The organism is Rhodococcus globerulus NBRC 14531, from assembly GCF_001894805.1.
Lineage (GTDB): Bacteria > Actinomycetota > Actinomycetes > Mycobacteriales > Mycobacteriaceae > Rhodococcus_F > Rhodococcus_F globerula.
This window is the reverse complement of sequence record NZ_BCWX01000003.1, coordinates 835,719-848,728: the sequence shown is the minus strand read 5'-3', so window position 1 is coordinate 848,728 and position 13,010 is coordinate 835,719. Positions and strand designations below refer to the sequence as shown.

15 protein-coding genes are annotated in these 13,010 nt (G+C 58.6%); 4 read left to right on the top strand and 11 right to left on the bottom strand.

The features are described from left to right. Nucleotides 1-23: 23 nt before the first annotated feature. Nucleotides 24-371: a nuclear transport factor 2 family protein gene (locus RG2_RS19270; protein ID WP_033237296.1), complete on the bottom strand. Its 348-nt coding sequence runs from the start codon at nucleotides 369-371 to the stop codon at nucleotides 24-26. A gap of 3 nt (nucleotides 372-374) precedes the next feature. Continuing rightward, the gene (locus RG2_RS19265) at nucleotides 375-1,007 is read right to left on the bottom strand and encodes a TetR family transcriptional regulator (RefSeq protein ID WP_080711908.1); all 633 of its coding nucleotides are present in this window, start codon (nucleotides 1,005-1,007) and stop codon (nucleotides 375-377) included. A gap of 89 nt (nucleotides 1,008-1,096) precedes the next feature. Here RG2_RS19265 and RG2_RS19260 point away from each other — a divergent pair, with 89 nt between their 5' ends. Together RG2_RS19260 and RG2_RS19255 are read left to right on the top strand one after the other, a co-directional pair. Further along, nucleotides 1,097-2,338, top strand: coding sequence for an FAD-dependent oxidoreductase (locus RG2_RS19260; RefSeq protein WP_207787503.1), 1,242 nt, complete (start codon nucleotides 1,097-1,099; stop codon nucleotides 2,336-2,338). Nucleotides 2,339-2,426: 88 nt separating this feature from the next. Next, entirely contained in the window at nucleotides 2,427-3,218 is a 792-nt protein-coding gene (locus RG2_RS19255) for an SDR family NAD(P)-dependent oxidoreductase (RefSeq protein WP_072782627.1), read from the top strand. Between the two features lie 92 nt (nucleotides 3,219-3,310). Here RG2_RS19255 and RG2_RS19250 read toward each other — a convergent pair whose 3' ends face one another. Both RG2_RS19250 and RG2_RS19245 read right to left on the bottom strand, forming a co-directional pair. Further along, on the bottom strand, nucleotides 3,311-4,588 hold the full coding sequence (locus RG2_RS19250; protein ID WP_033237298.1) for an acyl-CoA dehydrogenase family protein: 1,278 nt from the start codon (nucleotides 4,586-4,588) through the stop codon (nucleotides 3,311-3,313). Nucleotides 4,589-4,623: 35 nt separating this feature from the next. Beyond that, entirely contained in the window at nucleotides 4,624-5,694 is a 1,071-nt protein-coding gene (locus RG2_RS19245) for a phosphotransferase family protein (protein WP_033237313.1), read from the bottom strand. 132 nt (nucleotides 5,695-5,826) lie between these two features. On the opposite strand from RG2_RS19245, the gene RG2_RS19240 reads away from it, so the two are divergent. Continuing rightward, nucleotides 5,827-6,831, top strand: coding sequence for an NADPH:quinone oxidoreductase family protein (locus tag RG2_RS19240; RefSeq protein ID WP_033237314.1), 1,005 nt, complete (start codon nucleotides 5,827-5,829; stop codon nucleotides 6,829-6,831). After that, nucleotides 6,831-7,736: a LysR family transcriptional regulator gene (locus tag RG2_RS19235; protein ID WP_033237299.1), complete on the top strand. Its 906-nt coding sequence runs from the start codon at nucleotides 6,831-6,833 to the stop codon at nucleotides 7,734-7,736. Before RG2_RS19240 ends, RG2_RS19235 begins: the two co-directional genes overlap by 1 nt. Nucleotides 7,737-7,766: 30 nt before the next feature. On the opposite strand, the gene RG2_RS19230 is transcribed toward RG2_RS19235, so the two are convergent. The 7 genes from RG2_RS19230 to RG2_RS19200 form a co-directional block, all read right to left on the bottom strand. Further along, nucleotides 7,767-8,651 carry a LysR family transcriptional regulator gene (locus RG2_RS19230; protein ID WP_033237300.1) on the bottom strand — a complete coding sequence of 295 codons (885 nt, stop codon included), beginning with the start codon at nucleotides 8,649-8,651 and terminating at the stop codon, nucleotides 7,767-7,769. 117 nt (nucleotides 8,652-8,768) lie between these two features. Beyond that, nucleotides 8,769-10,007, bottom strand: a complete 1,239-nt coding sequence (locus RG2_RS19225) for a cytochrome P450 (protein WP_051730839.1) — start codon at nucleotides 10,005-10,007, stop codon at nucleotides 8,769-8,771. A gap of 73 nt (nucleotides 10,008-10,080) precedes the next feature. Continuing rightward, nucleotides 10,081-10,272, bottom strand: coding sequence for a ferredoxin (locus RG2_RS19220; RefSeq protein ID WP_033237301.1), 192 nt, complete (start codon nucleotides 10,270-10,272; stop codon nucleotides 10,081-10,083). A gap of 81 nt (nucleotides 10,273-10,353) precedes the next feature. Then, on the bottom strand, nucleotides 10,354-10,770 hold the full coding sequence (locus tag RG2_RS31565; RefSeq protein ID WP_072782625.1) for a cytochrome P450: 417 nt from the start codon (nucleotides 10,768-10,770) through the stop codon (nucleotides 10,354-10,356). After that, entirely contained in the window at nucleotides 10,771-11,727 is a 957-nt protein-coding gene (locus tag RG2_RS19210; RefSeq protein WP_033237316.1) for a tyrosine-protein phosphatase, read from the bottom strand. 125 nt (nucleotides 11,728-11,852) lie between these two features. Beyond that, nucleotides 11,853-12,047, bottom strand: coding sequence for a ferredoxin (locus RG2_RS19205; protein WP_033237303.1), 195 nt, complete (start codon nucleotides 12,045-12,047; stop codon nucleotides 11,853-11,855). Between the two features lie 117 nt (nucleotides 12,048-12,164). Then, a complete protein-coding gene (locus tag RG2_RS19200; protein ID WP_033237317.1) occupies nucleotides 12,165-13,001 on the bottom strand; it encodes a mycofactocin-coupled SDR family oxidoreductase in 837 nt (278 codons plus the stop codon). Between the last annotated feature and the right edge of the window lie 9 nt (nucleotides 13,002-13,010).

Here is a 13,010-nt window from a genome sequence, read left to right as displayed (position 1 = left end):
TCGGAGCATCGTACGAGTCGACGTTAACCGTTCTTGGACAACATGTTCCAGTAGTCGCGGTTCGAGGCTATCTTTCCCGCGCGAAGAGTCCCGACAGACGACCCACGTAGGCCATAGGGGTGCATGACCCACTCGACTGCGAAGGTGTCGTCGCTGACGAGCCCAACCTTCACCTCGTACGTCGCCCCGGGCACCCGCTCGAGAGCGCCTTCGACAAACGAACGGGCCTGATCTACGCCTGAGGCCACATGGCCGGTGGGAACGTCTTCTAGTACGACATCTGCATCGAACCACGCGGCGATTGCATCTGCGTCGGCGGAGTCCCAGGCCGCGTAGTAGTCCTTCATCCACGAGGAGTCATGTGTAGTCATCGTTCAATCTCCATTCGTTGCTTTCGCTGTGCATACGGGTGAAATCGATGGAACCGCGGTACCGAGGAGACGTCTCAAAGTCGCTTGGAGCGAAGAGTTTCCGCCTGAATCCGGCCGCCCCTGCTGTGCAATTGCCAATGCGGGGTGGACGATACCCTCCTCGGCCAGCCCACTGGTAGCCAACCAGCCGACGAACAGCAGATAGGTTGCCGTGAAAAGCTCGACGGACTCGTCCTCCGAGAAACCCGCAGCCCGCAAGATCCCCAGAGCTGTTTCCGTGAGCCGTCCGGCTGCCGCCGAGGGCCCAACAGCCGTGAGTGCGTGCAGGCCGGTCCCCGGATACCGGAGGAAGGCCGCGTCCATATCCATGACCAGGTGGACATATTGATCGAACCATGTGGCATCCGGGTCGACCGTGATATCAATCTTCGCTGTCACGGCCTCGACGACGCGGTCTGCCAAACTGCCTGCACCCCTGAGGTGATAGTGGATCGCCGGCGCTGTCACACCGCATTCCTGGGCTACCTCGCGCACGGTCAACCGGTTGAGCGAAGAACGCTCGACCACACGCAGAGCGGCCTCCACCACATCGGCCTTCGATATTGGTGATGATTGTGTTCCACCACGGCTTCGCATTTTGATCGCCTTCCGATCTAACAACTTCCCAACCCATTATGTCATAGTAAATGAGGCCCATTAACTGCGAGTAAATGAAGTGGAGCGGAATGCCTGACAACGATAGCGACATCGTGATCGTCGGCGGCGGCGTAGCAGGGTGCGCACTTGCCGCACGTCTCGCGGCGGGTGGACTGAAAGTCACTGTGCTCGAACGCGAAAGCACCTACCACGACATGGTCCGCGGCGAGGCGATGGTGCCGTGGGGTTTTGTCGAGGCGATAGAACTTGGTGTGGCCCAGTCAATTCTCGAAGCCGACAGCATGTCTGTGATAACCAAGATGGTCCCCTACGACGAAAATCTAAGCGTCGAACAAGCGCAACGAATGTCCAAGGACCTGTCGACGGCTGTTCCAGGCGCACCCGGCGTCATCGGCGTCGGCCATCCTGAACTGCGCGAAGCTCTTGCCCAGGCCGCAACAAAAGCCGGCGCCACGGTTATCCGCGGCGTGCGACGTTGCACTATCGAAAGAGCCCCGCACCCCTCGGTCACCTACGAGGTTGACGGAGAAACCCGAACCGAACGATGCCGCCTTATCGTGGGCGCCGACGGAAAGCAGTCCAGCACACGGGCCGCCGCAGGCGTCAGCCTCTCGACCACTGAGGCCAGAGTGAAATTGTCCGGCATGCTCGTTGATGACGGCGGCGTGTGGGATCGATCCGTGACCACAATTGCAATTGCCGGCCGCAACCAATACATCGTGATCCCACGAGCGGACAATCGGCTGCGCCTCTACGTCGGACGCAGCACGAGCGACCCGGAACCACTCCGTGGGCCGGCGACGATCACGGAATTTCTCGAATCATATCGAACACCCATTTTCCCGAATTTCGACGACCTCGCCGCTGCGACACCTATTGGACCCTGCGCCACATTCCCGATGAACGATGCCTGGACGGATACGCCCGTGGTGCCCGGCGTGGCATTGATCGGTGACGCCGCAGGCTGGAGTAACCCCGTCACTGCACAGGGTTTGAGCATCTCGTTGCGCGACGCGCGAATTCTCTCCGAAGCGCTACTCGACAACTCCACCTGGACACCGCAATCCCTTGCAGGCTACTCCGAGGAACGTTCGGCGCGAATGGCCCGGCTTCGATTCGCCAGCGCGTTGACCGACCTACTTGCGGGCTTCTGTATGCCGGATCGCACCGCCCGGCAGTCGAGAATGCGTCGAATGCTCAGTCAGCGACCGGAATTGGGTGCCGCCTTAGGTGCCGTGCATTCCGGGCCATGGGCCGCACCTGCTGAGGCCTATTCACCCGACATCCTCGCAACTCTCGCGCTTGCGTAGCGAGACCGAGCGCAAGCTAGGCCTGAGGACAGCGGAATGATTTACTTTCTGGCATATCTGTCACTTATCGACGAAAGTGTGAACAACAATGGATCTTCTCATTCGAGACAAGGGTTATCTCGTAGTCGGCGGCACTGCCGGCATGGGCCTCGCGGCGGCGCGCGCTCTGGCAGCAGATGGCGCATCGGTCGTCGTAGTCGGCCGCGATGGCGAGCGCGCGGAGAAAGCTGCCGCAGAGGTTCTCGCAGTCGGCGCGTCACGCGCATTCGGACGGTCCTTCGATGTCAGCCGCGAAGGTGAGGCAGAACGTGCGGTAGCGGAGTCCGTGGAGTTGCTCGGGCGGCTCGACGGGGTTGCCGTCACGACAGGCATACTCGGGAAGGAGCCGATCGAATCACCTGACGAAAACTGGATCGCAGCTTTCCGTGACGTGCTGCTCGGAACCACCCGAACGGTGGAATCTGCTCTGCCCCATCTGATTGCAACGCGCGGAACAATTGTTACAACCGCGGCGTATTCGGTGCGCTCACCGGAGATAGCTCGACTCCCTTACGCCTCTCTCAAGGGTGCTGTGTCTGTCTTCACCAAGGGAATCGCGAAAGCTTACGGGCGGCAAGGAATCCGAGCCAACTGTGTCTGCCCCGGAGCCATCGAAACTGATGCACTGCGGGCGATCCGGGCGCACGTCGCACAAGAGCGCGGGTACCCGTACGAAGAGGCGCTCGAACGGGTAATGGTTGAAGAATGGGGACTGAACACCGCGCTCGGGCGGCCAGGCCAGCCGGACGAGGTCGGGGAACTGATCGCGTTTCTCCTTTCGCCTCGTGCCGGGTACCTCACCGGCGCCCTCGTCAACATCGACGGTGGCACCGACTTCTGACATCGTCGAGGCAAACGAAAGTGGGGAATCCTTCAACTGAAGGATTCCCCACTCTGTCACCGCATCAACAGAACTCAGTCGGTACCCAAATCTCAGTTCAGGCCCAATTTCTTCCTGGCAGCAGCCAACTTCGACGGAATGTGATCCGTCGGCCACAGCCCGTCGGTGGGCTGGTAGTCCTTCAATACACCGCGAGCCACCTGCCGAAGATGCACTTCAGTCGGTCCGTCGACCAGACCCATCACCGGAGCTGTGATCCACATGCTGGCGAGCGGCGTGTCCTTGGTGACTCCCAACGCGCCGTGTACCTGAATGGAACGCTGAACGATGTCATGCAGCACCTTCGGCGTCAAGAACTTGATCGCGCTGATGTCCTTGCGGCACTGCGAATAGTCCTTGGTCTTGTCGATCAACCAAGCCGTCTGCAACACGAAAAGCCGGAATTGCCGCAACTGTGCGTAAGACTCTGCGATAAAGCCCTGCACAGTTTCCCTCTCGGACAACAACTTTCCGCGAGTCGTACGACTGAGCGCGCGCTCACACATCATGTCCAGCGCCCGCTGCGCAAGGCCTACCGTGCGCATTGCATGGTGAACGCGGCCGCCACCGAGGCGGACCTGAGCCACCTCGAATGCCTTGCCCTCGTCGCCGAGCATCGCAGTACCCGGAACACGGACATTGTCGTAGTGAATGTATGCCTCCGAGCCCTCTTCGTCCGGCTCGTGGATCAGAGTGAGGTTGCGCTCGATCTTCAACCCTGCCGAATCAGTAGGAACGAGGAACATTGACATGCCCTTGTGCGGGCCCGCTTCCTTGTCCGTGTACGCCATGACAATGCAGAAAGTCGCGTAGCGAGCGTTGGAAGAGAAGAACTTCCAGCCACTGATGACCCAATCGTCGCCGTCGCGCACGGCAGTCGTCTCAAATCCCGAAACGTCCGCACCGCCCTGGGGTTCGGTCATCGAGTAGCACGAGAAGATTTCACCGTCGAGCAACGGCTGTAAGTACGTCGCCTTCTGCTCGTCGGTACCGAAATGCGCGATGATCTCGGCGTTACCGGTATCGGGTGCCTGCGTGCCGAAGATTACCGGCGCCCAAGTCGAACGACCTAGTATCTCGTTGAGTAGGGCCAACTTGAGCTGTCCGAAGCCTTGACCGCCGAGTGCTGGTTCGAGATGGCAGGCCCACAGGCCCTGATCTCGCACCTTCTGCTTGAGCGGATCGACGATCAGTCGGTGCGCGTCGTCGAGCGGCTTGTAATTGTCGTGTGGCCACACGAGATCGAGCGGTTCGACCTCCTCGCGGACGAACTGCGCGACCCAATCCAGCTTCTTCTGAAATTCAGGTTCTGTTTCGAAATCCCAGGCCATGTCGGCTCCTCGATCGGGTGAGTAGTGGAAATCTACTAGTTCAGCGGTGTTGTCTTGGAAAGCGATTCGGCAAACTGCATAAGCTCGAGAACGATGGGACCGAACCGGGCGACGCGGTCATCGGCCTCGCCCTTAGCATGGCGTGCAACGCTCGCCTCCAGGACGAGCGCGAGCTTGAATCGAGCGAGAATTACGTAGTAGTCGATCTGGGAGACATCTCGGCCGCTGACGGTCGAATAATGCTGCAGCATGTCGTCGCGCGAGGGCATGCCGTCGTAGTTCAAATAGCGGGCGTACTTCATTGCATCGCCCTCAGGAGACCAGCCGACGAGGACCCAACCGAGATCGAGGAGAGGGTCTCCGATGGTTGCCATTTCCCAGTCGATGATTGCCGCGAGCTTGGCCGGTTTCCCATGCTGGTACATCACATTCGCGAACTGGTAATCGCCGTGCATGATGCCGGCTTCGAAATGCTTCGGCTGATGTTCACGCAGCCATGCAGCAGTCGCGTCCAAACCCGGAATTTCACGAAACTTGAAGTTGGACAGGTGAGATAGCCAGCGATCTACCTGGCGGTCCAAGAAGCCTTCCGGCTTTCCGAAGCCCTCGAGTCCTCGAGCCTTCCAGTCCACCCTGGCCAACTTGGCTGCACCGTCAGCGAGTTCGATGGCAAGACCGCCGCGGGCTTCGAGGTCGGTGTCGAACGGCGCAACCCAGCCGGCACCCATCGGACTCCAGCCGTCAACCAGATCCATGAGGTAGAACGCCGAGCCGATCACCGACTCATCGGCGGTCGCAGCACGCAACCTGGCATGCGGCACATCCGTACCCGCAAGCGCCTTCAGTAACTGTGCCTCGCGCATGAGCACCTTCGAGCGGCCCTCGACGCCATAGCTGGGTGGGCGCCGAAGTGCCATTTTTTCGCCACCGCGCGTGATCTCGAACAGTTCGTTCTGAGACCCGCCTGTCAGCGAACGCGCCTGGGCCAATTCGCCTGCGCCGGGAAGCCGTTGCGCATCCATCCATCGGCTGAGCGAGTCGACATCGAGGGAGTGAGTGAGGTCGCTGCGATCCGCGACGGGGGAAGTGTTCGTCTGATCTGCCATACGTTGGAACATAATGACTGTTTGAGCAGAACGCAATTACCCGGAGCGGATACTTGGCATACTCGCACGTAGGAAGTGATCGCCACCCGGACGAAGGAATCTTCGATGAGATCAATGACAGCCCCTGCCACCATGTCGGCGGCCCGCATTCACCGAATGGGCAGTCCCGAAGCAATAGAGATAAATTCTGTCGACACACCCATTCCCGCACCCGGCGAGATCCTGGTCGCGGTGTATGCGGCTGCAGTGAACTTTCCCGACACATTGATGATCGCGGGGCAATATCAAGTAAAGGCGGCACTCCCCTTCGTTCCGGGACATGAAGCTGCCGGCGTGATCACCGCCGTCGGCGACGGTGTCACCAGTCACTCCCCTGGCGACCGGGTCGCGGTTCTCGCACCCGGAGCCTTTGCCGAATACCTTGTCGCGCCTGCAGGCGCCGCGGTGCCGATACCCGCCGAGATCACATTCGCGGAGGCAGCCGCAACCTGGGTCTGCCACCTGACCGCCTACCATGCACTACGTTCCACAGCCGAAATCCGTTCTGGCGACAATGTTCTCGTCCTCGGCGCCGGCGGAGGCGTCGGACTCGCGGCGGTCGAACTCGCAGCGTCGCTCGGTGCCCGCGTCGTCGCTGCCGCGTCCTCCTCGGAGAAACTCGACGCGGCTCGCCGCAAAGGGGCACACGCCACCATCAATTACACCGAGGGAAACCTACGCGACGGCATACGAGCTGCGCTCGGCCCGGGAGCAATCGATGCCGTCATCGATCCCGTCGGCGGTCCGCACGCCGAATCGGCACTCAGAGAATTACGCTGGGGCGGACGCTTTGTCACCCTCGGATACGCGAGCGGAGAGATCCCACGAATCCCATTGAACCTCATACTCCTCAAAGGTGCTGTGGTGAAAGGACTCGAGATCCGCACGTTCGCCCACCACGATCCGCAGAACGCCTCCCGTGATCGCGACGAGTTCACCGCGTTGTGGCGATCGGGTCGAATTCGCCCTCTCATTCACGCCCGTTTCCCTCTGTCGCAAGCGCGAGAAGCGTTGGAACTGGTGACGAACCGGAGTTCGATCGGCAAGACCATCATTGAGGTAGTGTCCGATTACACCATCTCTTCAGAAGAACACTGATGGAAATCCAACAACTACGATGCCTGATTGCGGTTGCCGAGCACGGTTCATTCACGAAAGCCGCTGCAGCAGTGCATCTCACCCAGCCATCGCTGTCACACGCCGTAGCCAAGCTCGAATCCGAATTCAGGGTGAAGCTCTTCTACCGCTCGGCTCGGGGTGTCACACTGACCCCAGCCGGTAAACTACTGACCAAGCCCGCTCGCCAGGCTCTCTCAGCCCTCGAAAACATCGAATCCACAGTCGCCTCACTGCACGGCGTGACCGCGGGAGCAATACGGATCGTCACCTCCAGAACATTTGCTACCCCGATCGCCGAAGTGATCTCGGCGTTCCGGGAGCGGTATCCGGAGGTCCGACTACGCATCAACTCACCTCAATCCGAATCCGACATCTACGCTTCGATCAGTTCCGGCGAATACGACATTGCCTTCGCACGAATCGACAGGACACCGCCGGACTTCGCAACTCAGATTCTCGGTGTGGAAACGCTCGCTGCACTCCTGCCACCAGGAAATGAGCCATACGGAAACCATACGGAGCTGACCTGGGCCCAGGTCTCACGTCTTCCCCTCATCCTGCCTCCGGCAGGCAATCAGGCCAGGATGGCCATAGATCGCGTCTTCGCCGCACACGGGGTGAGCGTCAACGCCGCCGTCGAGAACGAGGACTACGCATCTACCCTGGACATGGTGCGCGCAGGAGTGGGCGCTTGTCTGACTCCTGGGACTATTTCCCGCATCCCCGCCGGCGTCCGGATGAAGGCGATCGTGCCGGCGCAACGAACGAGAATAGGGCTCGTGCATCGGCCTGGCCAACTTGCCCCGGCCGTCGTAGCCTTCAACGCTCTGGCCGTCGAGCATTTCCGCGAACTACGCACTACACGTGCAACATCAGAACGATGATCCAACGCACCCAGCATGCGCAGCGCTCTATCAGGATCCTTGACCGGCACCCCAGTCATGTACCACCGCTTTGAATGCGCTTGCCGCAGGCGAAAGCCTTTCGCCCTTGGTCACGATTCCTACCTTCGTGATACTCAGCGGCATAAGCGTTTTGGCGGTCACACCCGGCATCGAATCCGACTGTCCGCTGACAGTCACGAACGCAGCAATTCCAGATTTCACCATCTCCAGCGACGCCTCACGATGTTCGTTCTCCACAGCAACATCCAACGTAATCCCCAGCTGCGCAGCAAATCTGTCGAGTCGCCTGCGCGAGTCCGATCCCGCAGGCGACACGATCAAAGGAAAATGTGCAATCTCAGTCCATGGAGTGTTTTGACACTCTGGGTGACGATCCCACGCTCGAGGTATCAACAACACCAACTTTTCTGTCGTGATTTCCTCGACCGACACGCCTGGAATGGCTTCGTCAATCCTGGCTAATCCGATATCGCACTCCCCCGCAGCGACAAGCCGGAAGATTTCACCATCATCACGAGGTGCCGTGATCTGGAGACGAACATCTGGGTGCCTCGCCCTGAACTCGGCAACGATGTCGACGGTGGACACAGCGAACGTCTGAGAATAGACCAGACGTAACGCTCCCGCCGTAACTCCATGGAGTCCAGACACCGTCTCTTCAAAGATCTCCAGATCCTGCAGGATTCGGCGTGCCGGGACGATGAGGGTTTCTCCCACCGTTGTCAGCTGCACTCCTTGCCTCGTCCGACTGAACAGTGTCAGCCCCAACTCTGTTTCCAGTTTGCTCATCGAGTGCGACAACGAAGATTGCGTCAGATACAGGGCCCCCGCTGCTCTGGTGAACGAATGATGCTCGGCGACCGCCACCAAACATCTGATCTGTTGTAGTTCCACCGTGCAAGTCTAGGGCGAGCACAAGCGGAAATGCATCGATCTCGCTCAACAGTCCAATACTTGGGCAGCCCAACACTTTCAGCTGACCAACTCTTCCAACGGCGATAACGTAGCCGCCTACGCAGAGTGAACCGAGCCCTTTCGATCACCGGCAGTGAAAGTGATCGGAAAGTGCTTGACAGCGTATACATCACCTCCATCGGGATAGCGGACCACCTGTTTCACGTCGACCTCGAAGTCTGGCATCCTCATCAGCACGCTCGTGATCATGATCCTGAACATCGAACGCGCCAGGTTCGAGCCGAGGCAACGATGCTGACCCAGAGCAAAAGCCATGTGCCGGTTGTTCTGTCGAGTGAGATCAATCGCCTCGGGATCATCGAACTTCTCGGGATCTCGATTGGCCGCGGAATACATCAACAACACCGCATCGCCTTCTTTCATACTCCGACCGCGGAACTCGACGTCCCGCTTCACAGTTCGAGCGAGCCCCATCGAGGGAGTCCCATGGCGTAGGAATTCCTCGGTCCCCTCCTTGTCCAGGATTGCTGGATCGTCCAAAATCTGTTGGCGCAGAGCCCGATCGGTACCGATCCGTAGCAGGGAGTTACCCGCGAGTCCGGCTGTAGTGTCCATCCCGCCAAGAATCAACAGGAACACGACGTTGGCCAATTCGCCATCAGTCAATGTTCTGCCTTCGCGCTCGGCTGCGATCAGTTCGGTCATCAGTCCTGGAGGTGAATCTCTCCGAGCCGCCGCAATCTCAGCATGAATCGCACCGTACATCGCCGTGATCTTGTCGAATGCTCCCTGCGGATCACTCGCCCGATCATGCACAAAGCCATGCACCCAGACGATCCATTCAGCTGTCCGCGTGTAGTCGAATCCGAGAATGCGCAAAATCATTTGCGCCGGCAGCGCAGTGAATAGCTCCTGCGACACATCAGCGCTGCCGTTCTCGATGAATCCATCGATAATCTCATCGGCAACCTCCTGGATGAGAGGCTCCAGCCCCTTGGCGACCCCCGGAGAGAAGGCCTTCAGAAGGAACGACCGATAGAAGATCAGGTCAGGAGCGTCAAAGTCGATCGGGATGAGTGGCTCTCCACCTGGCGCGGGCGGCACCCCCTTCCCTTTCTCGTTGAGGACCGCGTTGCTGAATATCTCGGGGCTCTGTAGCGCTTCGAAAACCTCGTCGTACCCCGTGATCAGCCAGAATCCGCCCCAGGCACTACTGTGAGCTACCGGACATCGAGATTGCAGTTCAGCAAGTTTCGAGTACGGATCACGACAGAATTCCTCCGCATGAAGGTTCAAATCTGTGTCAAATTCGGTGCCATGCTCGATAGTCGTCATTTCACTCCCTTGATCATCTCGGAATCAGGCCTGGGCAACTGTCTTGCATTCCACACGAAAAGCGAATGACGGACTAATCTTTCACGGAGACAACACGTTCAGGGCAGGCATCGGCGCCCAGTCGTGCCCGATCCTCAGAACCCACTGGTACGGCACCAGAGACAGTGACGATAAATCCGAGATCATCGAGTTCGAAGAAATCGTCGGACATAGCTGCGCACTGCGCGTGCCCCTGGCATTTGGCGTTGTCGACTCTGACCTTCATCTCGCTACACTCCTCCTCGGAGATCGTTGTTCCACAGTCCAATCGGACCGGGCAGTGAAATTGTGCCGTAATCACGTCCCGTCAAGGATGCGAGTTTTCAAGCAAGACCAACGCCGATTGTCCGGAACATCGTCCGCGCGAGATTGGACCCCAAGCATCGGTGAGCTCCGACAGCAAATGCCATGCGCCGGTTCGCTCTACGCCGGATTCAATCGAATCCGGGTCTTCGAACATCGACGGATCGCGATTTGCAGCTGCATACATGCGGTAAACACGATCACCAGCCTTCAACTGACGTCCACGAAAGTCGATGTCCGACTTGATGTACCGCGCCTGCCCGATCATAGGCCTGCTGTAGCGGAGAAACTTTTCCGTACCCTTGTCCAGCAACGCTGGGTCTTTGAGAAGATCCTGACGCAGTGAATCGCTCTCTGCGATCAGAAGAAGCGAATTGCCCGTCAGCCCAGCGGTTGTATCCGTCCGTCCTACAGATAACAACTAGCCGAGGAGTTTGACCTTCAACGCGGCGATGGTCGACTGACTGAGGCCGAGTCCATCCGTAAGGTAGCGATCGACCGTTCCGTAGGATTGTTCCACCTGTGTGAGACCGGCTTCGAGGAAGTTGGCCTCGACTCCGAGGAGCGGTTCGATGTTGGCTGCCGACTCCGGACTAATGGTGCTTGAGATGTATGAGACAGTCGCTTTGATGCTTTCAGCAGAGTATTCGTTGGTCAGAAGGTAATCGTTCATGATCGTGGTGCGGTCGACACCAGCGATACTCAATAGCAGCATCGCTGCCCAACCTGTCCTGTCCTTACCTGAGGTGCAGTGAAAGACCTGTGAACCATCGGTTTCCGCAAAGGCCGTGAGTAATCGGTTAAACCCGGCGCGCTCTTTCGTACCGGTGACGAATCCACGGTTCATATCCTGCATCAATTTACGTGCATCGTCGGGGGACTTGATCAAGTCCAGTGCCGCCTCGATACTCGGCCCCGGCCCGGCAACGTCCTCATCCAGAATTGAGACTTTCTCGTAGGCAACTCCGTCGGGCAGAACATCCGGCTTGGCGGAGATCTCGGGAGCCGTTCGTAGGTCGTAAACCTTTGTCAAACCTAGTTTTTCGATATCTGCCATATCGTCCCCTTTCGGCCTGATCGCGTTGGCTCGGTAGAAGACACCCTTGTTGACGTGCAGACCAAAGGATCCGGAGTATCCTGCTCCGGTACCCGCGACATCTCGGAAGTTGTCGATTCCTACCAGTCGAGGGGCATCGACAGTGTGCTGGGCACTTCCGAGGTCCAGCGCGCCGAGATCTAGGGAGCCGAGGCTAGCGACGGGCGAAAGCGGCTCGGCCTGGGCGAGCGATGCGCCACCGATACCGGATACGAGGAGACTGCTTGCGATTGCCAGTGTTGCAGTCGTCCGGAAACTGAGCGTGCGTGAAGTTCTAGACATCGAAAGTCCTTTGCGGATAGGGGATGTGATTGCGATGACTGCGCAGTGGCACTTGAGCCTTTTGCGGACAATCAGAAATTTGATGTACGGCAGGTTATTGCAGTTCAGCAAGTTTCGAGTACGGATTACGACTCTTCGACGGAGACAACACGTTCAGGGCAGGCATCGGCGCCCAGTCGTGCCCGATCCTCAGAACGCACTGGTACGGCACCAGAGATAGTGACGATAAATCCGAGATCATCGAGTTCGAAGAAATCGTCGGACATAGCTGCGCACTGCGCGTGCCCCTGACATTTGGCGTTGTCGACTCTGACCTCCATCTCGCTACACTCCTCCTCGGAAATCGGTGTTCCACAGTCCAATCGGGCCGGGCAGTGAAATTGTGCCGCAATCACGTCCCGTCAAGGATGCGAGTTTTCGAGCAAGACCAACGCCGATCACAATCCGAGTGCGAGACCAGCTCCACCGTCTACCCGCATCTCCTGCCCCGTGAAGTATCGAGACTCGTCGGACGCGAGATAGACCACCGCGTGCGAGATATCGAACGGCTCCATCCACGGAGTGGGGAGAGGATGCTGGCTCTTGAACCCCTCCATAACATCCTCGAGTACCGGATTCTCGAGATCGTCCCGGAACAACTTGTACATGATCGGACTCTGCAACATATCGGTATTGCAATTCGACGGATGAATCGTATTTGCACGAATACCTTTGAACGCCAACATATGCGCCACCGTCCGGATGTAATTCGGAATCATGCGCTTGGCCAATCCATACCCTGTACCACCGAAACTAGTCATCCCGTCGGGCATGAACGCCGCCAAAGACCCCGTGGCAATGATGGACCCTCCATCGGAGAGATGCGGGATTGCACTGTGGATGGCGTTGACCACACCGATAAAGTCGACATCGAATGCGTCGATGAAACCCTGCAGCGGCACGTCTGCACCCAACGGGCAGATTCCGGCATTGGCAACCACGATGTCGAGGCGACCTAGTTCTGCAACTGCCTCGGACAACGACTTCTCCAACCCGACCCGATCACGCACATCGACCTTGGCAGACACGACCTTCCGTCCCTCAGCCTCAATCAGTTTGACAGTCTGCGCCAGGTCTTCAGACGTTCCGAGTGCGTATCCGTTAGTTGCGATGTCTTCGCAGAGGTCGAACGCAATAATGTCTGCGCCTTCCTTCGCGAGATGCACTGCGTGACTCCTACCCTGCCCGCGTGCGGCACCTGTAACAAATGCAACCTTGCCCTGAGTTCTATTCATCGTGACTCC